This is a genomic window from Pseudomonas sp. NPDC089407, assembly GCF_044900445.1.
Taxonomy (GTDB): Bacteria; Pseudomonadota; Gammaproteobacteria; order Pseudomonadales; family Pseudomonadaceae; genus Aquipseudomonas.
In genome coordinates this window covers 153,735-176,787 of the sequence record NZ_JBJDNB010000001.1, presented here as the reverse complement: position 1 = coordinate 176,787, position 23,053 = coordinate 153,735, and the positions used below count along the sequence as shown (strand labels likewise).

The 23,053-nt window shown below is 62.0% G+C and carries 17 protein-coding genes; 12 read left to right on the top strand and 5 right to left on the bottom strand.

The genetic code is table 11. From position 1 onward, the window contains the following. The first annotated feature begins 3 nt into the window (after positions 1-3). The 3 genes from ACI2KG_RS00985 to proP all read left to right on the top strand — a co-directional run bounded on the left by ACI2KG_RS00985 (position 4) and on the right by proP (position 3,812). On the top strand, positions 4-897 hold the full coding sequence (locus tag ACI2KG_RS00985; protein ID WP_400616014.1) for a PA4780 family RIO1-like protein kinase: 894 nt from the start codon (positions 4-6) through the stop codon (positions 895-897). 215 nt (positions 898-1,112) lie between these two features. Further along, positions 1,113-2,087 carry a porphobilinogen synthase gene (hemB, locus tag ACI2KG_RS00980; protein WP_013972900.1) on the top strand — a complete coding sequence of 325 codons (975 nt, stop codon included), beginning with the start codon at positions 1,113-1,115 and terminating at the stop codon, positions 2,085-2,087. Positions 2,088-2,309: 222 nt separating this feature from the next. Next, positions 2,310-3,812 carry a glycine betaine/L-proline transporter ProP gene (proP, locus tag ACI2KG_RS00975; RefSeq protein WP_400616010.1) on the top strand — a complete coding sequence of 501 codons (1,503 nt, stop codon included), beginning with the start codon at positions 2,310-2,312 and terminating at the stop codon, positions 3,810-3,812. Here the strand turns inward: proP and ACI2KG_RS00970 are convergent, their stop codons facing one another. The 5 genes from ACI2KG_RS00970 to ACI2KG_RS00950 all read right to left on the bottom strand — a co-directional run bounded on the left by ACI2KG_RS00970 (position 3,813) and on the right by ACI2KG_RS00950 (position 11,696). Continuing rightward, positions 3,813-4,514, bottom strand: a complete 702-nt coding sequence (locus ACI2KG_RS00970) for a YoaK family protein (protein ID WP_404660433.1) — start codon at positions 4,512-4,514, stop codon at positions 3,813-3,815. Between the two features lie 9 nt (positions 4,515-4,523). Then, positions 4,524-5,153, bottom strand: coding sequence for a riboflavin synthase subunit alpha (locus ACI2KG_RS00965; RefSeq protein ID WP_404660432.1), 630 nt, complete (start codon positions 5,151-5,153; stop codon positions 4,524-4,526). Positions 5,154-5,408: 255 nt separating this feature from the next. After that, positions 5,409-8,393 carry an autotransporter domain-containing protein gene (locus ACI2KG_RS00960; protein ID WP_404660431.1) on the bottom strand — a complete coding sequence of 995 codons (2,985 nt, stop codon included), beginning with the start codon at positions 8,391-8,393 and terminating at the stop codon, positions 5,409-5,411. Between the two features lie 188 nt (positions 8,394-8,581). Next, a complete protein-coding gene (gene treS, locus ACI2KG_RS00955; protein WP_404660430.1) occupies positions 8,582-10,648 on the bottom strand; it encodes a maltose alpha-D-glucosyltransferase in 2,067 nt (688 codons plus the stop codon). Positions 10,649-10,778: 130 nt separating this feature from the next. After that, positions 10,779-11,696: a LysR family transcriptional regulator gene (locus tag ACI2KG_RS00950; RefSeq protein WP_404660429.1), complete on the bottom strand. Its 918-nt coding sequence runs from the start codon at positions 11,694-11,696 to the stop codon at positions 10,779-10,781. A gap of 120 nt (positions 11,697-11,816) precedes the next feature. On the opposite strand from ACI2KG_RS00950, the gene ACI2KG_RS00945 reads away from it, so the two are divergent. The 9 genes from ACI2KG_RS00945 to ACI2KG_RS00905 all read left to right on the top strand — a co-directional run bounded on the left by ACI2KG_RS00945 (position 11,817) and on the right by ACI2KG_RS00905 (position 23,019). Further along, positions 11,817-12,575: a 5-oxoprolinase subunit PxpA gene (locus ACI2KG_RS00945; RefSeq protein ID WP_404660428.1), complete on the top strand. Its 759-nt coding sequence runs from the start codon at positions 11,817-11,819 to the stop codon at positions 12,573-12,575. Between the two features lie 163 nt (positions 12,576-12,738). After that, positions 12,739-13,626: an allophanate hydrolase subunit 1 gene (locus tag ACI2KG_RS00940; protein WP_404660426.1), complete on the top strand. Its 888-nt coding sequence runs from the start codon at positions 12,739-12,741 to the stop codon at positions 13,624-13,626. Beyond that, entirely contained in the window at positions 13,623-14,594 is a 972-nt protein-coding gene (locus ACI2KG_RS00935) for a biotin-dependent carboxyltransferase family protein (RefSeq protein WP_404660425.1), read from the top strand. The genes ACI2KG_RS00940 and ACI2KG_RS00935 overlap by 4 nt, the downstream gene beginning before the upstream one ends. Positions 14,595-14,838: 244 nt before the next feature. Then, positions 14,839-15,714, top strand: a complete 876-nt coding sequence (gene icmH, locus ACI2KG_RS00930; protein WP_404660424.1) for a type IVB secretion system protein IcmH/DotU — start codon at positions 14,839-14,841, stop codon at positions 15,712-15,714. A 13-nt stretch (positions 15,715-15,727) separates the two neighbouring features. Beyond that, positions 15,728-17,806: a type VI secretion system Vgr family protein gene (locus ACI2KG_RS00925; RefSeq protein ID WP_404660423.1), complete on the top strand. Its 2,079-nt coding sequence runs from the start codon at positions 15,728-15,730 to the stop codon at positions 17,804-17,806. Beyond that, entirely contained in the window at positions 17,806-18,729 is a 924-nt protein-coding gene (locus ACI2KG_RS00920) for a hypothetical protein (RefSeq protein WP_404660422.1), read from the top strand. The genes ACI2KG_RS00925 and ACI2KG_RS00920 overlap by 1 nt, the downstream gene beginning before the upstream one ends. Then, complete coding sequence (locus ACI2KG_RS00915; RefSeq protein WP_404660421.1) at positions 18,726-21,953, top strand: T6SS effector BTH_I2691 family protein; 3,228 nt, start codon at positions 18,726-18,728, stop codon at positions 21,951-21,953. Before ACI2KG_RS00920 ends, ACI2KG_RS00915 begins: the two co-directional genes overlap by 4 nt. Then, the gene (locus tag ACI2KG_RS00910) at positions 21,950-22,765 is read left to right on the top strand and encodes a DUF6708 domain-containing protein (protein ID WP_404660420.1); all 816 of its coding nucleotides are present in this window, start codon (positions 21,950-21,952) and stop codon (positions 22,763-22,765) included. The genes ACI2KG_RS00915 and ACI2KG_RS00910 overlap by 4 nt, the downstream gene beginning before the upstream one ends. After that, complete coding sequence (locus ACI2KG_RS00905) at positions 22,762-23,019, top strand: PAAR domain-containing protein (RefSeq protein WP_404660419.1); 258 nt, start codon at positions 22,762-22,764, stop codon at positions 23,017-23,019. The genes ACI2KG_RS00910 and ACI2KG_RS00905 overlap by 4 nt, the downstream gene beginning before the upstream one ends. The last annotated feature ends 34 nt before the right edge of the window (positions 23,020-23,053 follow it).

Genomic DNA, 23,053 nt, shown 5'->3' with positions numbered 1-23,053 from the left:
CTGATGAAGACACCCAAAAGAATCGAACCCCTGATCGAGGACGGCCTGGTCGACGAAGTACTGCGACCGTTGATGAGTGGCAAGGAAGCCGCCGTGTATGTGGTGCGCTGCGGCAGCCAGGTGCGCTGCGCCAAGGTCTATAAAGAAGCCAACAAGCGCAGTTTCCGCCAGGCCGCCGAATACCAGGAAGGCCGCAAGGTACGTAACAGCCGCCAGGCCCGAGCCATGGCCAAGGGCAGCAAGTACGGCCGCAAAGAAGCCGAAGATGCCTGGCAAAACGCCGAAGTGGCGGCACTGTTCCGCTTGGCCGGTGCTGGTGTACGGGTACCCAAACCCTACGATTTCCAGGACGGCGTATTGCTGATGGAGCTGGTGACCGACGCCGACGGCGATGCGGCCCCGCGCCTGAACGACGTGCACCTCGAAGCCGAGGAGGCCCGCACGTTCCACGCCTTTGTCATTCGCCAGATCGTGCTGATGCTGTGTGCCGGGCTGGTGCATGGCGACCTGTCCGAGTTCAACGTGCTACTCGGCCCGGACGGGCCGGTGATCATCGACTTGCCACAGGCGGTGGATGCCGCAGCCAACAACCATGCCTTCAGCATGCTGCAGCGCGACGTGGACAACATGGCCCATTATTTCGGGCGTTTTGCCCCCGAGCTGAAAAGCACGCGGTTTGCGCAGGAAATGTGGGCGTTGTATGAGGCCGGCAAGTTGCTGCCGGATACCGCGTTGACTGGGGTGTTCGAGGAAGACGAGCATGAGGCTGATGTGGGTGGGGTGATGCGCGAGATCGATGCCGCCCGGCTGGATGACGCCCGCCGCCGTGCGGCCAAGGCCGAAGCCGAGCATGGCCCGGCCAAGGCAGAGGAGCCTACGCCGCCCTGGCTACAATAATGCGCCGCCTATGCTGGCCCTATCGCCGGCAAGCCAACTCCCACAGGTACTGTGCTGCTCTCAGGGCTTGTGGAGTCCTGTGGGAGCTGGCTTGCCGGCGATAGGGCCAGCACAGGCTTATTGCTATTGATGCAAGACAATATCTCGCCAATTAGCCTTTTCACTGGCGCCCGACAGGCATAAGGTATACGCCGTTCAAATTCCCTGGAGCAGTCATGTCCAACCAATTCCCGTCCGTTCGTCCTCGCCGCCTGCGCCAGAACGAGTCCCTGCGCACGATCTTCCAGGAAACCGAGTTCCGCCTTGAAGACCTGATCCTGCCGATCTTCGTCGAAGAAGGTATCGATGACTTCGTGCCGATCACCAGCATGCCGGGTGTCAACCGTATTCCCGAGAAGTTGCTGGCCCAGGAGATCGAGCGCTATGCCCGCGCCGGTATCAAGTCGGTGATGACCTTTGGCGTATCGCACAACCTGGACGCCGTGGGCAGCGACACCTGGAACGAAAATGGCCTGGTGGCGCGCATGTCGCGTATCTGCAAGGACACCGTGCCGGAAATGGTGGTGATGTCCGACACCTGTTTCTGCGAATACACCAGCCATGGCCACTGCGGCGTGCTGCATGACCACGGTGTGGACAACGACGCGACCCTGGCCAACCTGGGCAAGCAGGCGGTGATTGCCGCTGCTGCCGGTGCCGATTTCATTGCCCCGTCGGCAGCGATGGACGGCCAGGTGCAGGCGATCCGCAGCGCGCTGGATGGCGCTGGCTTCCACGACACCGCCATCATGGCCTATTCCACCAAGTTTGCCTCGTCGCTGTATGGCCCGTTTCGTGAAGCTGGCGGCACTGCCCTGAAGGGCGACCGCAAGAGCTACCAGATGAACCCGATGAACCGCCGCGAAGCCGTGCGCGAGTCGCTGCTCGACGAGCAGGAAGGGGCGGACGTGTTGATGGTCAAGCCGGCCGGTGCCTACCTGGACGTGATCGCCGACATTCGCGCTGCCTCGCGCCTGCCGCTGGCGGCGTACCAGGTAAGTGGGGAGTACGCGATGATCAAGTTCGGTGGCCTGGCCGGTGCCATCGATGAAGGCCGCGTGGTGCGCGAAAGCATTGGCGCGATCAAGCGTGCCGGTGCCGACCTGATCCTGACCTACTTCGCCATGGACCTCGCCCGCGAAGGTATCTGATGCGAAGAGCGCCGCTGTCGCGGCGCATCCCTGTAGGAGCAGCTTTAGCCGCGAAGAATCCAACGCGGTGCATGGCACCGGCTACGCCGGTGTTCGCGGCTAGAGCCGCGCCTACAGGGCACCTCGAAGCTCGTCCAATACACAAAAATTTCGTAAGCGCTGAATTATTTAGTGTCCCGTTGTATCTGATCCCTTAGAGCATTCAGCGACAAGGACACGGGCATGAAATCTCGCAAGAAAAGCGTCAAACCAATCGGCCTCAAAGACATCACCATCGTCGATGACGCCAAGATGAAAAAGGCGATCACCGCCGCCGCCTTGGGTAACGCCATGGAGTGGTTCGACTTCGGCGTGTATGGCTTCGTCGCCTACGCCTTGGGCAAGGTGTTCTTCCCCAATGCCGACCCCAGCGTGCAAATGATCGCGGCATTGGCCACGTTCTCGGTGCCGTTCCTGATCCGGCCTTTGGGCGGGCTGTTCTTCGGCGCGTTGGGCGACAAGTTTGGGCGGCAGAAGATTCTCGCTGCCACCATTGTCATCATGTCGCTCAGCACCTTCGCCATCGGCCTGATACCGTCCTATGCCAGCATCGGCATCTGGGCGCCGATCCTGTTGCTGCTGGCGAAAATGGCCCAGGGCTTCTCGGTGGGTGGCGAGTACACCGGCGCGTCGATATTCGTCGCCGAATACGCCCCCGACCGCAAGCGCGGTTTTCTCGGCAGCTGGCTGGACTTCGGCTCGATCGCCGGCTTTGTGCTGGGCGCCGGGGTAGTGGTGATGATTTCCACCCTCCTTGGTGAGGAGAAGTTTCTTGAATGGGGCTGGCGCCTGCCGTTCTTTCTGGCCTTGCCATTAGGCATCATCGGCCTCTACCTGCGCCACGCACTGGAGGAAACCCCCGCGTTCCAGCAGCATGTCGACAAGATGGAGCAGGGCGACCGCGAAGGCCTGGCCTCGGGGCCGAAGGTGTCATTCAAGGAGGTGGCCACCCAGCATTGGCGCAGCCTGGTGACCTGCATTGGCGTGGTGATCGCAACCAACGTCACCTACTACATGCTGCTGACCTACATGCCCAGCTACCTGTCGCACAACCTGCACTACAGCGAAGACCATGGCGTGCTGATCATCATCGCGATCATGGTCGGCATGCTGTTCGTGCAGCCGATCATCGGCCTGATGAGCGACAAGTATGGCCGTCGCCCCTTCATCGTGGTCGGCAGTGTCGGGCTGTTTGCGCTGGCGATCCCGGCGTTCATGCTGATCAACAGCGGGGCGCTTGGGCTGATTTTCTCGGGGCTGCTGATCATCGCCGTGCTGCTGAATTTCTTCATTGGCGTGATGGCATCGACCCTGCCAGCGATGTTCCCCACTCACATCCGCTACAGCGCACTGGCCAGTGCCTTCAACATTTCGGTCCTGATCGCCGGCCTGACCCCGACCATCGCCGCCTGGCTGGTGGAGAGCAGCGGCAACCTGTACATGCCGGCCTATTACTTGATGGTGATCGCCGCGGTTGGCCTGGTCACCGGCCTGACCATGAAGGAAACCGCCAACAAGCCGTTGCGCGGTGCTGCCCCGGCGGCATCGGATATCGAAGAAGCGCGCGAACTGCTGCAGGAGCACCACGACAACATCGAGCAGAAGATCGAGGACATCGATGAGCAGATCGCGGAACTGGAGGCCAAGCGCAAGCTGCTGGCGCAGCAGCACCCGCGCATCGATTGATCAGCGTGGCATGTAGCCACGCTGCCAGGCGCGCGGAATGAACCGCGACACCAGGGCCAGCACGCAAGCCAGCGCGCAGCTGGCGGCCAGCGCCTGCAGGCCCAGGTGTTGTTGCAGCCAGGCGCCCAGTGCGGCGCCCAGCAGCATGCCGGCCCAGGGCACCAGCTGTACACGCCAGCCATTGCGCCGTTCGCCCAGCAACCAGCGCCCCAGACCACGGCCGAAACGCGACAGGGCACCGGTAACATACGTCAGGCCGATGGGCAGGCCATTCACCTGCTCGACCACGGCGTTGATCATGCCCATGGCCAGGGTAGCGGCCAGCAATGCAGGGAAGGTGACCCCCAGCGGCCATGCCGCAGCGAACGCCAGCAGTGCGGCCACCACCAGCAACACGGGCCAGGCCCGGCGCTGGAAGCCGCGTGCGAGCAGTATGCCTAGCATATTCCCGGCAACAAACCCCAGCAGCGCACCGCTCAGGCGTAGCACCAAGGCCAGGTCTGCTTCACTGATGGCCACCGCCAGGCGCGTGGTGTTGCCGCTCATGAACGACACGAAATCGCCCAGCGCCAGCAGCCCAATGGCATCGGTCATGCCCGCCAGCACCGACAGGGCAGCCACCAGGCCGAGACCAACGCGGCCACGCAGCACTTGCAGGCGCAACCGCCTGGCCGAACGTGCAGGGAGGGCGTCAGGCAGCATGAGCAGGCCTCAGGGCAGCAGTTTTTCGCGAGCCAGGGTGCCCTTGATGGTCCGCTCCACCACATCGACCAGCACCATGGTCTGGTGATCGACCTCGATGTTTAGCAGCTCGCCGGCCTTGTAGCTGGCAAAGGTGGTTTGGCGCAGGGTTTCCGGGATCAGGTTGATAGTAACCACGTTATCTTCGACATCGGCGACGGTCAGGCTGCAGCCGTTGACCCCGATGAAGCCACGCGGGAACACGTACTTGCCCCATTGCGCGGGCATGCGGAAGGTAATGAAAGCGCCGGTTTCCTTGAATGACAGCTCGACGATTTCGGCGGTGGTGGCGATGTGACCCGCCATCAGGTGGCCACCGACTTCGGCGTTCATCTTCGCCGAGCGTTCGATGTTGACGCCCTGGCCAGCCTTGAAATTGCGCAGGTTGGTGCGTTCGAGGGTGGCGTTCATGGCGTCGAACCTGACCTCGGAGCCGTTGATTTCGGTGACCGACAGGCAGGTGCCTTCGACACTGACGCTGGCGCCGATCTTCAGCTCGTCGAGCAGTTCCGGGGTGAGGTCGATGGTGAACTGGTTGTGGCCCGGGTAGCGGGTCACATCAAGCAGAGGGCGGACGGCCTGGACGATGCCGGTGTACATGGTGTTGCTCCTGGGCACAGAAAAGAAAGCTAGCGAACGCTATGCCCGTAGAGCAGTAAAAGCAAGAGCCGCTTCTTTTCAAGCCCACGCGATCCCTGTAGGAGCGGCCTTGCCGGGGCGCCGGACCGGTCGGAAAGGGGCGCGCAGCGGCCCCTCGATCGCAGCTTCGCCGCCGACATTGCCGGGACCGCTCTGCGGTCCTTTCCGACCGGTCCGGCGCCCCGGCAAGGCCGCTCAGGGGCGCGTGGGTGCTGGTCAGAACTTCAACTGCCACTGCCCAACAACGGCATGGTTGCGGCTGTTGCTGCCCAGTTCACCGCTATACCCCAGGCCAATGCTCTGCCTCGCACTCAGCCCCAGGTCCAGGCCGGCCTCGACCAGCAAACTGTCGCGGTCAATGGCACTGCCCTCGACACTGAACGCATCACCGCCCGCAATAAACGCCTGCCGCGTACGGGTATCGATGCTGCCATAGGTGTGGCGCCAGCCCAGGGTCGCCCGTGGGGTCAGGCTCATGCCGTTGTCCAGGTGGCCCAGGTGCGCCAGGCGCAAGCCAAAGGTGCTGCTGAAGTTGTCCTGGGTATCGGCATCCACCGCCAGTGCAGCATCACCACCTTGCTCGCGGTAGCTGTCACGGTGATAACGCTGGTAGCCGAGGTTGGCAAACGGTTCGGCGCTCAGGCGGCCGCTGCCCAGGGCGTAGCCCAGTTCCACGAAGGCCTGCTGGCTATCGGCGTCGTAGTCGCCCTTGAGGCGCTCGTTGAAGCCGGCGAACGCCACATCACGTTTGCTGTCGCCATCATGGCTGCTGTACGCCGCGCCCAGGCGCACGGCCAGCGGGCCGCTCTGGTGCTGGGCGTAGACACCGGCGTGCCAGCTGCGCACGGTGCCGTCCAGGCTCGTGGCATCCAGCCGGGTACGCGAGTAGCCACCCAGCAGGCCCAGGCGCCAGTCGCCGCCCAGTGCCCAATCAACGCCCAGCACGCCGCCCCCGGTGCGTTGCTCCAGGGTGCTGGCGCCATGGCTGCCGTCGACCTTGCCATAGCTGCCCAGCGCCTGCGCCCAGACCCGCCCTTGTGCGTTCGGGTCGTTGAGGTTGCGCGCTTCACGTGGCACGCCGGTGGCCGCGAGGGCAGGCCCGTCGCTGTCGTTCAGGCCCACCAGCAGGTTGCCAGTACTGCCCATCGCCTGCATGGCGCCGAGCATGCTGCTACCGACCTGCGAGGTGCCCGCCAGGGTAGCGGCCGCCAGGTTGGCCGTGTTGCTGGCCGACAGCTGCTCGATGGCGTTACCGGCACCCGCCGTGGTGGTGCCAAGCACGGCGTTGTACAGGTTACTGTTCTGCCCGAGGGTGGCCAGGCTGCGTGCGGCGCCGGCACCATTACCAGACTGTGCGTAGTGCTCGAAAGCCACGTCGTTGCGGGTGTAGTCCAGGCCCACCGCCGTGCTGCTGTAGCTCAGGGTCGGCGTTAGGAAGGCATAGTCACTGGTCACCTGGGCAAACTGGCCGTTTACTGCGCCGGCAGTCAGCACGGTGTAATGGCTCTGCCACGGGTATTCACCCGCGCTTGGCTGTACGCGCAGGGTGGCGCCATCAAGGTTGGCGCTACCGCTGACATTGATCGGCGCGCTGCTGCCATCGGCATTCACGCCATACACCAGGCTCGAACCCTGGCCGAAATTCAGGTCGCCGGCGACCGTGGCTACCCCGAGGCCGGTGTTGGTCAGCAAGGTGCCGTTTACCTGCAGGCCGCCCACCGAGCCACCACCGGCATAGGCGGCGCCTTGCTCGATCAGCATCTCGCCAAGGATGCTGCCCTGGTTGATCAGCGTGGCGCCCGACGTCACCACGCCACCCTGGCTGAAGTCGCCGATGCTGCTCAGGGTCCAACTGCCGCCGCTGACCGTGAGGGTTTCGAAGTTGGCGCTGTTGCCGAAGCTGCCCGTGCCATCCAGGGTCAGGCTGTCGATGCCGTCACCGCCATCGACCAGGCCGTTGAACACCCCGCCGGTCAGCACGGTCAGGCTGTCGTTGCCGGCGCCCAGGCTCAGTGCCAGGCCGTTGCCGCCGCTGATGGTGCCACTGTTTGTCACGCTGTCGTTGTAGTCGCCGATCAGCTTGATGCCGAAGCCGGTTTCGCCTTCGATGTGCCCGGCGTTACTGATGGTGGTGGCGGCCACCCCGGCCCCTTCGGCGCCGTCATCGACCAGGATGCCGTTGTCGACGCTGCGGATCACCCCGCTGGCGGTGTTGACGATGCTGCCGCCACCCATTGCAATGCCTTCACTGCCGTTCGGCCGGCCACCGCTGTCGACGCCCTTGGCGCCCAGGCCCTGGATGGTGCCGGCGTTGTACACGTGGCCGATGTTGTCGATATCCACGCCATCGCCGTCGCCATTGATCTTGCCGTCGGCGATGGCGCCGGTGATGGTGCCCCAGTTGTACACCGTGCCGCTACCGTCGGAGCCGAAGCCCGAGCCGTTACGCCCGGTCACGCTGGCGCCCTCGTAGTTGTACAAGGTGGCGTCGCTCTTCAGGTCGATGCCGTGGCGGTCGGCGCTGATGGTGCCGTGGTTGTATACGGTCACGCCGGTAGACGTGCCGATCTTGATGCCATCCCACTTCTGGTCCAGGCCGTTCTTGTCTTGCGGCGCGGTGTCGGTGTAGATCAGCCCGTAGTTGGTGATGGTGGCGTTGGAACCGGTCTTGATCGCGTCGTTGCCCACGGCATGGATCACCCCCGTGGCCTGGTTTACCACGGTGGTGGTAAAAGCCGGGTTGTTCAGGGTTTCCAGGTCGATGGCCTGGCCTTCAACAGTGGACGCGATGGTGCCGGCGTTGACGATGCTCAGGCTGCCGCCCGCCGTGGGGTTGGTCTGGAAACGCAAGCCGTCGTTGGTGCCCTGGATCAGCGCCCCGGCCTGGTTGTTGATCACGTAGTGGCTGAGGTCTTCGCCGTCGTCCTTGGTGTCGATGCCGCGGCCATCGGTCGAGCGGATGATACCGGCATTGTCGACGCTCACGGTGGCGCCGCTGGTGTGCTTGGGCAGGATCACGCTGTCGTCGTCACTGGCCACGATGCTGCCGCTGGATGTCACCTTCAAGGTGTCGGACTTCTTCAGCTCCAGGGTGTCGGTGCTGGCGCTGTCGATCAGGTAGTCCTTGGCGAAGGCAGTGGGGGCGAAGGCGGCACAGGCCAGGGCGATGCACAGGGCCAGGCGGTTGGGCGTGAAATGCATTGGGCGACCATGGGTTATTGTCAGGGGCGCTCAATATGGCTATTCGATATTACGATTTGATTTAAAGAAGGTGCTTTTAATTCTCGGGCCCTATCGCCGGCAAGCCAGCTCCCACAGGAATAGCGACGGGATGAGCATCCTGCATTCCCTGTGGGAGCTGGCTTGCCGGCGATAGGGCCGTTACTGTTTCATACATGCCCACTGCTGTTGACAATCCGCAGGCACAGCGCCTCATAAGGGTCCAGGTTGACCAGCAAGCGGCCGTCCTCGGTCAGGTCGCCTTCGACGGTTTCATTGATCATGTCCACTACTGGCCCCGGCGTGAATCCGCTCAACAGCAGCTCCTCGGCAATCACTTCCTGGCCAAAGTTCAGCGCACTGATCTGGATCCCGCGCCCGGCCGGCAGTTCATGCACCATCACCAGCAACCCCGGGCTGTTGACCTCGGGCACCAGCACCTGACGACTGGTGGCAATGCCATAGGCCTGGCGCACGGCAAGCAGCTTCTTCACCTTGCAGGCGAACGAGTCGCCGTTCTCCAGCTGGCTGTCGAGGCTGCCATACAGCGCCCGGGCACGCGGCATGCCGCGCACCGACATATCGGCGTGCGGATCAAGCCCGGCCAGGTCATAGCCGCCACGGTGAATCCAGCGGGTATCGCCGTCCAGCATGCGTTCGGCCACCGCCTCGGCGGGCAAGGGCAGGGCGCCGACCAGGTCCCAACCGGACAACGCGACCACCCCGGGCTGCATGGCGTTGAACATGACCAGCAGCAGGTGCACCTTCTGGATCAGTTCGATATCAGCCGCAGCAATCTGTTCGAGGTCACGAATACCCAGTGCGGCAGCGATGAGGCTGGCAGTGGTGCAGGCGATGCCGTTGGTGACGAAACGCAGGTTGTACGGCGCATGCTCGCCCGACAGGCGCTCGTAGATTTCTTCGCGGATATGTTCGCGCAAGATCCCGCCAGGTAGCGTCTGCCCCTTGTACAGGTACATGTCATGGGCGTGCAGGGTCCAGAAATGCACCAGCTCCACGGTCAGCTCGTCGTGGTTCTGCAGGGCGTGGATCAACGAAGCCGGGTCGATACCGAAGGCATGCATTTCCTTCAGCATCAAGCGCAGGAATTCGGTATCGCCGGTCAGTAGCGCATGCTGGTAGGCAGGGCGGGTGATGAAATCGTAGGACAGGTCGGCGCCGCCCTTGGACATCTGCGCGATGTCGTCGAGGGTCAGGTTCAGCTCCTGGAAGCTGAAACCGCCGGCCTTGCGAATCATGCCGCCGATCAGTTGGTTGCCGACGATCGACAGCGGGTGGCTTTCCGACCAGGCAGTGCCGCTGGCGCGGGTTTCCACGCCGAGAAAGCCGTTGGCGTCCAGGCGCAGGCCGCGCGCACCCAGGCAATCCAGGGCGTGCAGCGCGTCGCCGATGATCATCTGCTGGGCGGCGAAGGTCGGATCCAGCCAGTTCAGCGATGGCTGACCTTCCTTGAAATAGTGCAGGTAGACCCAGCGCCGGGTCTTGCCGTCGACCCCCGTGATCGGTGGCGTGGCGCTCCAGTCGGTTTCCTTGACCCCCGGCTCGAAGAAGATCACCCGCTGCAATTGGCCGACGATGTAGTGGCGGGCCTTGAGCTCGTCGCACTGGGCCGGTAGCAAATTGACCGCATCGCGGCCGGGCGGCACTTCGGGCAGCAATGGCCAGTCTTCCTCGCGAATCTCGACCATGTGGTACAGCCCCGGGTAGGGCCCGTAGGCCATCTCGGCCAGGCGGAAGTCGGCGCCCTTGCCGGTGTGCGACGGGATCAGGTCGTCGATGGTCACCGCATTGTGCGCGGCGGCCATGCGGCTCATCTGGATCAGCTCCGGCTCGCTGCCGTACAGCGGGTCGATGTCGAAGCTGATGCGGTCGAAGTTGCCGTCGATGCTGGGGGTAAGCTCGCGGCCAAGAATACCGCCAGAGCGCTTGATCGGGCCGGTGTGCAGGCCCTGGATGCCGATGTCCGACAGGCGCTTCCACAGCGCTTCATGGGCCAGGGCGCCGAGTACAGAGCAACCCTCGGGGGCGATGATGGCATCGGGGTAGACGGTCAGCCAGACCGAGGCGATTTCCGTGGCCCGGCGAGGCTGCGCTTCGGCGTAGGGTTGTTGCCACAGCCGTGACTGGCCTGAATATAGGCTGGTACGGTCCTGGGAGGCCTTGAGCATGGCGCGGTCTTCGAGCCATTTGACGTATGACGGGTCGGGCTGGGTCATTTCGCGTCCTCTTTGCGTGTCGGCACCGGCTCAGGTTATGACGGTATTGCGGTCTGATCGTTCGGTGGAGAACTGTAAGGGCCTCTTCGCGGGTGAACCCGCGAAGAGGCCTGACCTGCAAACCCACCCCTCAGCGCCGCGCCGACAACTGCTGCGGCGCCAGAAACGCATCATGGAAATAATTGCGCACCGCCTGCATCGCCGGGCTGAACACCCGTTCCCGGTGCCAGGCCAACCCCACACTCATCGGCGTCACCGGGTCGCTGATGGTTACCGTCTCGATGCGCTTGCCTTCCAGCGACCACGGCCGGTGTACCAGGTCCGACAGGATCGCCACACCACTGCCATTGGCGACCATACTGCGCACGGCCTCCACCGAACTGGTCCGCACCCGCACGCTTGGCCGTTGCCCGGCCTGTTCCCAGTACCGCATGGCACTCTGCTCGGCCTCATCGACGGTCAACAGGATGAACGGCTCACACGCCACATCGGCCAGGCTCACCGCCGAGCGCTCGCACAGGGGGTGATGCCCGGGCAACCACAGCCGGCGCTCGGAGTTGAACAGGGTTTCCGAAACAATGTCCGGGTGGGTGAGGTTGGCGGTGAGCACCACCGCCATGTCGAAGCGCCCCTCCAGCAGGCCCTGTTCAATGGCGCTGCGCTCCTGCTCGTACAGCTCCAGGGTCACGTCGGGATGCCAGTGTTCCAGGCGCTGCAAATGGTGCGGCAGAAAGTAGCCGATCACCGTATAGCTGGCTGCCAGGCGCAGCAAGCCACTGGCGCGCAGGTCCGGCAGCGGGCTGTTCAGGGCATCGTCGACGCTGCGCAGGATGACGTAAGCACGGTTCAGAAAGTGCCGGCCAGCCTCGGTCAGGCTCATGCCCTGGGCCGAGCGCTGGAACAGCAGCACGCCGAGCATAGCCTCCAGTTCCTTGATTGCGGTGGTAACCGCCGACTGGGAAATGTTCAGGTGGATCGCTGCCTGGGAAATCTGGCCGATTTCGGCAGTCGCGACGAAGTAGCGGACCTGGCGCAGGGTCAGTGACACGGTAGGCTCCCAAGGTATCTGTTTTTCCGAAGACACCCTATCTGTTTATAGATCTTCCCGAGGGGGTGCGGAGAATCTAACGTGGCTTGCATGCAGCCACAAGTGCCAGGAGATGCCGCAATGCAAGCAGTGGATTTCAACTCGGACATGGGTGAGGGCTTTGGCCCATGGACGATTGGCGACGGTGTCGACAACGAACTGATGGGCTACATCAGCAGCGCCAACATTGCCACCGGCTTCCATGCCGGCGACCCCGGCACCATGCGCCGTACCGTCGAGCGGGCCAAGGCCTTGGGGGTTGCCGTGGGTGCACACCCGGGCTTCCGTGACCTGGTCGGCTTCGGCCGCCGGCACATCAATGCCCCGGCTCAGGAGCTGGTCGACGACATGCTTTACCAACTGGGTGCCCTGCGTGAAATTGCCCGCGCCCAAGGCGTGCGCCTGCAACATATAAAGCCGCACGGTGCGCTGTACATGCACCTGGCGCGCGATGAGGAGGCCGCGCGTTTGCTGGTGGGAAACTTGCGCGTCATCGAGCCTGAGTTGCTGCTGTTCTGCATGCCTGGGTCGGTGATCTGCCGGATTGCCCAGGAACTGGGCCAGCCGGTGGTTCGCGAGTTCTATGCCGACCGCGAGTACGACTTGAGCGGCTCGATCGTGTTCACTCGCAATGTGCGAGGCTACCAGCCACAGGCGGTCGCCGAGCGTGTGTTGCGCGCTTGTCAGCAAGGTGTGGTGCGCACGGTCGAAGGCCAGGACCTGGCCATCGCGTTCGATTCCGTCTGCTTGCACAGTGACACCCCGGGCGCGCTTGACCTGGTCGAGGCCACGCGCAAGGCGCTGGATGGGGCCGGCATCCTGGTGCGTTCGCCGCGTTGAGTGAGGCTTCTGGCAGGTAGCCATTGGGGCTGCTGCGCAGCCCATCGCCGGCAAGCCAGCTCCCACAGATTCCGCGCACGGCCTGTATTCAATGCAGTCGGCGCAGCACCTGTATTTTGTTTTTGCCTGTCTTTCTATAAAGATTCCAAGAAAAGGAACAGTCATGGCCGAATCGCTTGCTACAACCCCCATCCGCTACAGTTTCGGCGCAGACGAACACCTGTTTGCCGAAGTCAGCGAGAGCATGTCGCTGGAAGCGTTCTTCAAGGGCATGGCCGTCACCCGTGCGGTGGAGCGGTTGGCCCTGGACGGCGTGCTGGATGTGTGCCTGGCCAACGCCTCGTTCCAGATCCGCTTCGACCCTGACCGCATTGCCCCCGAAGCCCTGCTAAACGCCGTGCGCGGCGCCGAAGCGCAGGCGGTGGCCGAGCGTTCGTTGCACACGCGGATCATCGAAATTCCGGTGCTGTACAACGACCCCTGGACCCACGAAACGCTGATGCGCTTTCGCGATCGCCACCAGGACCCGACCAGCACTGACCTGGAGTACGCGGCACGCATCAATGGCCTGGCCGATGTCGAGGCGTTCATTGCCGCGCACAGCGGTGCGCCGTGGTTCGTGTCCATGGTCGGCTTCGTCGCCGGCCTGCCGTTCATGTTCCAGATGGTCGAGCGCGAGCGGCAGTTGCAGGTGCCCAAGTACCTGCGCCCGCGCACCGACACGCCCAAGCTCACCCTCGGCCATGGCGGTTGCTTCGGTTGCATCTACTCGGTGCGAGGGGCTGGCGGCTACCAGATGTTCGGCGTTACCCCGGCGCCGATTTACGACCCGCAGCAGACCTTGAACTACCTCAAGGAGCACATGGTGTTCTTCCGCCCCGGCGACATCGTGCAGTTCAAGCCCATTGATCGCCGCACCTATGACCAGGCGGTGGCGGATGTGGAGGAGGGCCGCTTCGACCTGCGTATTCGCCCGGTGGAGTTTTCCCTGAACGCCTTCCTCGCAGACCCGGTCGGCTACCCGAAATCGCTGCAGGAGGTGCTGGCATGATCAAGGTACTTAAACCGGGCCTGGCGACTTCTGTGCAGGACCTTGGCCGTGAAGGCTATTACCACTTGGGCATTCCGCCGTCTGGCGCACTCGACCAGTATGCCCTGAGCGCGGCCAACCACCTGGTGGGCAACCCGGCGGGGGCTGCCGGGCTGGAATGCGCATTGGTAGGGCCGGAGCTGGAGTTCCAGCAGGATGCGCTGGTGGCCGTGTGCGGTGCGCAGATGCCGGCGCTGCTCGATGGCCGCGAACAGCGCCCGGACACGGCGTTTGCCGTGCGTGCCGGGCAAGTGCTGCGCTTTGGCTTCCCCACGGCAGGCGCCCGGGCCTATCTGGCCGTGGCTGGCGGCATGGATGTGCCTGAGGTGCTGGGTAGCCGTTCGACTTACGCGCTGGGGGCCTTGGGCGGCTTTCAGGGCCGCAAGTTGATGGCTGGCGACCTGTTACCGGTTGGTGTACCCAGTGGCAAGAGCCGCGCCGGTGCCAGCCTGCCGATGGCCTTGCGCCAGGCCTTGGGCGGCGAAGTCGTGCTGCGGGTGGTGCCGGGGTTGTATTTTCACCGCCTGAGCGAAGCGGCGGCGCAGCGCTTTTTTACCGAAGCCTGGACTGTCGGTTCTGAAGCGGACCGGATCGGCTACCGCTACAAGGGCGGCAGCGCCCTGGGTTTCCAGCCGAGGGAGCAGCCATTCGGTGCCGGTTCGGACCCTTCGAACATCGTCGACAGCTGCTACCCGATCGGTTCGATCCAGGTGCCGGCGGGGCTGGAGCCGATCATCCTGCATCGCGATGCCGTGTCGGGTGGTGGCTACGCCATGATTGGCACGGTGATCAGCGCCGACCTCGACCTGGTCGGGCAGATGCAGCCGAACCAGCAGGCGCGGTTCCTGAAGGTGAGCATGGAGCAGGCGCTGGAAGCGCGGCGTTCGTATAAGAAGAAGCTTGGTTGCCTGGGCAGGTTGTTCAGTTGACCTTCTACAGCTTATTCAAGACCTGAAAGCGAGCGCAGTCCCTGTAGGAGCGGGCGCGCCCGCTCCTACAAGTACAGCGTGATGCAGAAACTTTTGGCAGCACGTGGGAGGGTGTTCTTCTGTTTCAAGATCAGTAGATCAGTCGACTTTTCCTACAGCGCATCAGGAAGTGCCAGACTCCCCACAGAATGGCTTCCCCGGTAGCGTTCGTGTCTTCAGTTTGTTGGAAGACAAGGACCTGTTCATGCCTCGCCCACCCTCTACTTTCCCCAAGAAAAACGGGGGCGGCAATGATAGCCATGACGCCTCGGACAACAGCATGCTCGCCATGCTCGAAGTCCAGGCAGAGGGCGACTCGCCTTATCCGGCCGGTCAAGGCGTGCACACCGACGAGGCGGGCTACCTGGCGGATCCCGAATTCCGACTGCGCGGCGGTTACGACAACCTGATGCTGGACGCGGCCGCGCAACTGTTCGGCCTGGTCATTCGCCTGCGCACCCTGGACGAGTTGCCCAACATCGCGTTCGTGCACCAGCGCGTACAAACCCAGGTCCACGCCATCCGTAAAGAGATGCAGCAGCACGGTTATCCGCCCATGCATCTGGAAGCCTATTCCTACGCCCTGTGCCTGTACATCGACGAAGCCGTGATGAGTCGCCCTTGGGGCAACAATTCGTGCTGGAGCCAGGAACCATTGCTCAGCATCTTCCACGACGAAACCCACGGTGGCGAAAAGATCTTCCTGTTGCTGGAACGGATAATGCTGTCGCCCAAGGAATTCCAGGATGTACTGGAGCTCCTGTACTTCTGCCTTTGTCTGGGGCTGCGGGGCAAGTACGCCCTCGACCCCAAGGGCGACGTAATCATCAACGCCCTGATCACGCGGATGCACAAGGCCATTCGCGAGCTGCGCGGCCCCACGCCGGGACAGCTGTGCGACCCCGCTATCAATGTTGCCGATCGCCCCTACCGCAGGCCACGCCGGTATTGGCCCGGGTGGAGCCCGCTGGTGATTTCGGCCATCGCCATGGCCTGTGCCTACTGCTACTACAGCTATCGCCTTAGCCTGACCACCGCCGAAGTTCTTCAGTCGCTCGACAGCATCATGTCAAGGCCGTAGCAGGGAAATCCGCATGCCTACTCAATCCGATTTGCGCTTTACCTTTGAGCCTCTGGTCGGCCAGCTTGAGTTCGAAGTGGTGTCGTTCACACTTGACGAAGCGATCAGCTCACCGTTCCAGCTGAAGCTGGAGTTGGTCAGTTTCGAAGGCGATGTCGACTTCGGCCAGTTGCTCGACAAGCCGGTGCTGTTCACCCTCTGGCGCGGTATGCGAATACTGCGTCACGTACACGGCCTGGTCAGCAGTTTCAGCCAGGGCGAAACCGGCCATCATCGCACCCGCTACCGTGCGCTGGTCGAACCGCAGCTGGCCCGGGCCGCGTTGCGTTCCAACTGGCGCATTTTCCAGCACAAGACCGTGCCGCAAATCATCGAACTGATGCTGCAGCGCCAAGGCATCAACCGATTCGAAATCAAGAGCCTCGGCGAGCACCAAGTGCGCGAATTCTGCGTGCAGGCCGGCGAAACCGACCTCGACTTCATCGCCCGTTTGGCTGGCGAGGAGGGTTTTGTCTACCGCTTCGAACACACGCCCAAACACCACCAACTGATCATTACCGACCGCCTGCTGGCGCTGGGGCCGATCAGCCGGGGTGCGATCAAGGCCGATGACAATGATGAAGGCTTATTCGACGAGGACGACGTCGGGCCCGACCAGGTGCTTTACCGCGCCAACAGCGGTGGCGATCAGGCCAGGCCTTGCCTGCGCCGCTTGCGTTACAGCGAGCAGGTGCGCACCGCCAGGCAGGTGCAGCGGGACTACACCTTCACCAACCCGCAATACCGCCAGGAACACCGCGCGATTGATGGCAACATCACTCACCAGTCGCAGCACTATGAGCGCTTCGACTACCCCGGGCGCTACAAGCGTGATGCGGTCGGCGTCCCGTTCACCGCCACCCGCCTCACGGGCTTGCGCCACGATGCGTGCATTGCCGAGGTAGAAGGCGATGATGTACGCCTGCAACCGGGGCTGAGCTTCACCCTCATCCAACACCCGCGTGAAGACCTCAACGTGCATTGGCGCACGATCAGCTTGCACCACGAAGGCATCCAGTTCACCAGCCTGCTGGAAGAGGCCGCCGGTGCCGATCAGGGTACCCGTTACACGCAGAAAGCCGTGCTGGTGCCCGGCCGGGGTGAATGGCGCCCGGCACCGTTGGCCAAACCGCGTATCGATGGCCCGCACATGGCGACTGTCGTTGGCCCGCCCGGCGAGGAGATCTATTGCGATGAGTGGGGCCGGGTAAAGGTCAGCTTCCCCTGGGACCGGGAAAGCAACAACAACGAATTCAGTTCCTGCTGGGTGCGGGTATCCCAAGGTTGGGCGGGCGGCAGCTGGGGCACGATGGCAATTCCACGGATTGGCCAGGACGTGATCATCCAGTATGTCAACGCCGACCCGGACCAGCCGATGATTACCGGGCGCACCTACTGCGGCGATCAGCTTCCGCCGTATGACCTGCCGGAGCACAAGACACGCATGACCATCAAGAGCCAGACCCACAAGGGGGATGGTTTCAACGAGCTGCGTTTCGAGGACGAGCTTGGCAAGGAGGAAGTATTCATTCATGCCCAACGGGACCAAAACAATGTGGTCGGCCATGATGAGACCACGCGGGTCGGGCGCAACCGGGTCGAGCAGGTTGGCAATGACGAGCAACTGAGCGTCGGTAACCACTACAGCCATGACACAGGCGGCAATCATACTCAGGTCATCGGGCAACACTGCCAGGTGGAGATCAGACAGGACCTGACAGAGAAAGTCGGCAACAATCGCAGCGAATCTACCGCCGGCAATCAGCATGTCTTCGTCGGCAACGACAGCGGGCTGGTCGTCAAAGGTGCGCAAAGGGTCAGCGTCGGAAACGGCATGGAGCAACTCACGACGGTCTATCAGTTACGGGCCAGTGAGCGCATCGAGCTGCAAACCCCAGGTGGCAGCATCGTGCTGGATCAGCGGGGCATCACCATCAACGGGTTGACACTTGACCTGCAGGGGCAGACCCGGGCAGCTGCGCAAGGGGCAGGCAGCAACCAGTCGCTGGCACTGACGGCGAATGCCAGTACCCAGTGTGAGGTCAAGGTCTGATGGGCACTGAAAGCCTGGTAAGCCAAATTGAAAAACACCACGCAGTAAACGTGTACTGCCATGTGCTGATCGACCCGCTTGCGAGCGCCGGCAAGGGTGACCATGCCTTGCTGGCCCGGCTGCGCGAGGCCTTGGGTGAACACGCATTGACGCGTGTGCCCCGGGCCGACCTGCTCCATGCACCCCACTTGCACCCCGTGCTGGTTTGTCTGTCCTCCCCGGGAACCTCGCCATGCCGTTCATTGCTGGAACTGGCGGCCCGGGCCGCGCAGCGCGGGCTGTATCAGCGCCGGCGCCACGTGTGCGGCTGGCTGTTCAGTGAGGCGCCATCGGCAGCCGTTGCTTCGCACCTCAAGGGGCTGTGCCGGGTGCCCGATACGAAACGGGAATCCAGTTTCTATCCGGTCTATGAACCCGTACGGCTGGAGCTGCTTGCGGCGACGTTCAAGCAGGTGGAACAAGGCCCATGGTGGCCGATCGGCAACTGGCTGTTTTTGAGTAGCGGAGGGAGGCTGGCCAACCTGAAAGGCCAGAGTGGTCGACAGTACCCGTTACCGGTGGCGGCGCTGCGCATTCAGCAAGATGTGCCTTTGATCGAGCGCGTGCTGGCCAGCTGGAGAGTGTTGCGGGCAGGCTCGACCGAGGCCCGCCAGTGCCAGATTCCGCCGTTTGCAGCCGTCCGTGTGTCCAACCACATCGATGATGCGCGCAGCCTTGGATTGAATGACACGGAAGACATCGCCGTTCTCGCCCTGCATCAACTGTGCATCCATCCCCGGATGCACACGCTTGCCGAAGTGCGCAGCATGATCGACGCGGTCGTCAGGGGCCAGCTTGCGCTCGCGCCATTGCTCGCCCGTTACTCCGAGGCGCATTGGCGCTGCCTGAGCGAATCCTTGCCAAAGTCGGAGAGCCGCTTGTGACCATCAGCCAACGTATTGCCCTTGCCGTCGCTGAAGCCGGGCTCCCGCATGACCAGTGCATGTCTTGCGAACGCCAGGGGCTGCCGATTTTACCCCTGCGCCGCGCTCTGGTGCCGGATACCCGGCCGGAGTGCATCACTACCGTCGCAGGTAGCCTGCACATTTCGACCCGGATCGGCCTGCGCACCCTGCGCATGGGCTACCTGTATGTGCTGCTCGACCAGCAGGTCTGGCATGCCTACGAAGTCAGCGAACAGGGGCATCTGCGTCGCTTCAACCCTTACGAGCCACCCGACGGCCTGCCCAGGCCGTTGCCGGAAAAGTGCGTGCATGAAAACCACGACATTCCTTCGTCCTTCCTCAACATCGATACCGCTAAATACAACAGCGCCTGGTTGGCCTTTTCCAGCGATGCCTGGCCGGTCAGTGTGCTGAATGCCTACAAGAAAGGCGTGGCGCCAGCGCACCGTTTTGAAGGCCTGGACCTGACCCAGGCGCGCAACAACCCTGAACTGCTGGGCATGGCCATGACGCCCGACAGCTTGCAGGTCGACACGCAGGTGTTCGAATACACCCAGCAGGCTTGCTCACCCTTCGACAGCGCGCATGGTTTCCACAGCCGCTGGCTGCGCCGGTTCGCCCTGCGTGGTCATGTGATCAATGCGATGAATCGGCACAAGCTGGAAAACGGCGTGCTAGCAGTGGTGCTCGACGATACGGTGGGCCTGATTCAGGAGTACAACCACCAACGGCTGAACTGGGTAGTGAAGCGCCAGGTCTGGCGCGAAGAGCCCATGCGCGCCTATCAGCTGCAGACCTCGCAGATTTTGCAGATCATCCGTGCCACGCACAGGGAATGGGCGGGGCAGAAGGTGCCGTCGATGGCGCCAACGACGGGGGACGGGCCACCTGTGTTCGTGGACCCGGCAGTGGAGCGTCAGCGCCTGGTCGAGCGTGCGCAGTTGGAAAGCGACGAGAGGCTCGAAGAGCGCTACCACGAGCCGCAGCGGGCCGCGTTCCAGGCCGATTACGACCGTCAGGAAATCGAATTTCAACGCTATATCGACAAAGATGCGCAAGCCTACGTTGCGTTGTTCGACACCCCCATGTTCAAGGTGGCCGAGCAATACGACTATGACGGTCACAATCGCGAATCCGGTGTGGCCTACGCGAAGACCATGGCCCTGTGCCTGGGCGGTGGTGTCACGGACGCGGTTGTACCCAGCCTGGAACCACGCAGCCCCGCTGCCGGTTCCAGCGAACTACTCTGGTTGAAATGGTTGCAGGCCCCTGACAGTCCTCCCTACCGCGCCTTGCTGATGCGTGACCGCGCACTGCTGGCCGCGCTGCTGCCCAGTTTCTCCGCCAGCGAAGCCGTCAACTGGAACGACAGCGACAGGCTCTACAGCGTGCTGAGCAAGATCATCGCTAGCGACGACGCCGGTTTGCGTATGCGCAATACCCTCAAGCAGGCCATTGCCGAGACGCAGAGCGCGCTCAATGCCGCCAGCCAGCGACTGGCGCCAAACCTTGCGCCTGGCATTCAGAATGCTGTGCGGCACCTGAACGGCGCGACGCAGTTTCTGTACAACGGCGTTCACCTGATCGAAATGGAAGTGAAGATGAAGCTGGGCGAGTACTACGCCCTGCAGAGCGCCCATCTGCGCGAATTACAGCACAAGGCCAACGCCACGATCGCCGAGGCGCGCGACCGGATGCATCGCAGTATTGATGACTTCGAGTTCGGCTCGATGAAGTCGCTGCAGAAGGTGCGGCCGATCATCCAGCACGGGCTGATGAGCCTGGCAGTGCTCGACCCGCGGTTCACCCACACGATGATCAGTGTGACGGTATGGGTCGAGGGAAAGGCAGAGGATGTGCGTGGCCGGTTGTTTGAAAAGGCCAACATGAAGGTGACCCAGGCAAGCAGTGCGGCGCAGATTGCCTTGGTAGACATTTCGGTGGCGGCAGGAACGCTCGATAGCAATGCGCGCAAATTGCTTGAGGGGATGAGGATCACCTCGGAGCAGGCAGGTAAGTTGGTGCGGACCGGTTTCTCGGGTTTACGGGGAGTGGCTGGGAGCTGGGAGGTGTTGCTGGCGATTGGTGGGTTGTATTTGCAGCAGGACAGTTTGGCCCGGAATCTGGAGAGGGCAGAGGCCGAGATTGGGCCGGGAGCGCATGAGGCCAAGTTGGCGCTGCAGGGAGCTCAAATGGGATTGTTAGGAGGGCAGATCGAATTCGTTGGGCTTCTGTTAAGATCAAGTGCAGAAAAAATTGGTAAGCCGTGGGCTAAGCGCACATCAGGCGTTGCAGTGACGCTAATAAGGCTCGGTGCCATAATCAGTGCGGTAGCAGGACTATTTGACACGGTGCAAGCGCATTCTGCCGGAAAGCGCGCATCAGCAAAGGGGGATACTAGAGCGGGAAAGCTATATTCCATTGCGAGCTTCGCTTATGGGGTTTCAACCGGGGTATTTGCCTATGCGGTTTTTAACTCTTTCGTTTTAGGACCTTTGGGCTTGGCTGTATTGCTGGCGCTTAGTGCATATACACTTAGCAAGTGGGCCGAAGAAAGCGAGTCTACCGCCCTTGAGCGTTGGGCGAGTCGATGCTGTTTTGGTAAGGCTGATGAAAAGCTGGCAATGGTTTGGCGTGTTCCTGAATATGCAGATATTGCGTTTGCAGAGCTTAATGCGGCCACGCTCGGTGTACGTGCGGCGATTAATTTTGAGACCAATCGCTCAAGCGAACCGACTGCTTCCAAGATTGGTGGACTGGTCAGCTTGGGGTTAGAGCATAAACTTAAGTTCTTAGTTTGTTTGACTGGGTACACTGATGGACGATCAGCTTTTCGTTGGACCTTGGTAGTACATCGTAGTGGCGACGGTGTTTTCCCCGATTTCGTGGGCGGAGAGACCCTGATTGTTGATGAGCATCAAGCCTATCCAGTCAAGGCTCTCACCAAGACCTCCAATTTCTCTGGCTTCTCTCCGCCCAGGGTGCCTGACTACAAAAGTGATTTTTTAGTGAATAGAAATCGTAAGTCATCAGGTACAGATGGTTTATCTACTATTCGATTGGAAATTACGGGTGCTGTAGACCTCATGGCGACGATTGGACAACATACCATTAACGCTGCGACCTTGGTAGTGATGTATTGGCCAGATAGAAGTATGCCAGAAGCTTATGTAGAGATTGGTGTCAAGGAGTTCAATGAGTGAAAAACAAATCCAAGGTCCTTTGGGAGCGGGCTTTAAGTTGGAGCTATGACCTTCCTGATGTAAGCTCACAGGCAGTCCCGCGCTTTAGTGTTGAGGATATAGATCCATCGCCAAATTATTTGGATGAGGTGTGCCTAGAGATTCCGCGGTCTACTGTTAGCTTGCGCGGGCTTGCAGTATTGCTTGGGGTTCCAGGTCTGGTGTTGGCCCTTTGGGTGCTTATTCCATTGTACTGGAGCATGCTGGATGACAATTGGTCGCGTGATTGGCATATTGCTTTTGTAGCGGTTGTAATGCCGCTGGTTGGTTTGTGGGCTGTTGCATCCTTTGTAAAAATGGACTTGATGCTCCCCAGAGACGAACCCATCCGTTTCAATCGCCTACGCCGAAAAATTTACCTCTATCAATTCAGATTCCACTACATCTACCTGTTCAGCCGCAAACACTGGGGCGTCAAACCGGTCGCCTACAACTGGGACGACGTCACCGCCGAAGTATACCGAGTCTACGCCCCCGGCCACGGCGGACGGATCGAGAACGTCATGCTATCGGTGCGCAACCCGGACACCAACGAGGTCATCGACCGTGTGTTCTTCACCCACGACCTCTACCACGGCGAGGCCTACTGGGCCATCGCCCGGCTATTCATGCAGCAAGGCCCCGAAGCCCTGCCGAAGTTCGTGCACCCGCCCCGTGACTGGAACGATGACGATGGCCTCAGCCATATGCACCGCCTGGCGCCGAAGGTTCATTGGCCAGAGGCGATGGATCGAGAATCCCGCACAGCGCCATCTGAAGGAGAAGCTCAATGAACCCTGTTGTACTGGTAGGCCATCGACATGTATGCCCGTTGCATGGCGTCAACCAGGTCGAGAGCGGCAGTGCTGCGTACACGTTCAATGGCAGAGCGGTTGCCAGGGTGGGTGACCATACTACCTGTGGTGCTGTAATCGAAAGTGGCGCAGAGCATTTCCTGATCGAGGGGGCGGCGGTGGCGCGAAAGGGTGACCAGACTGATCACGGTGGCGTGCTGGACGAGGGCGATGCCGGGTGGTTGCTGGATTGATGAACGAACGGATGCCTTAAGCTGCTTTCATAGA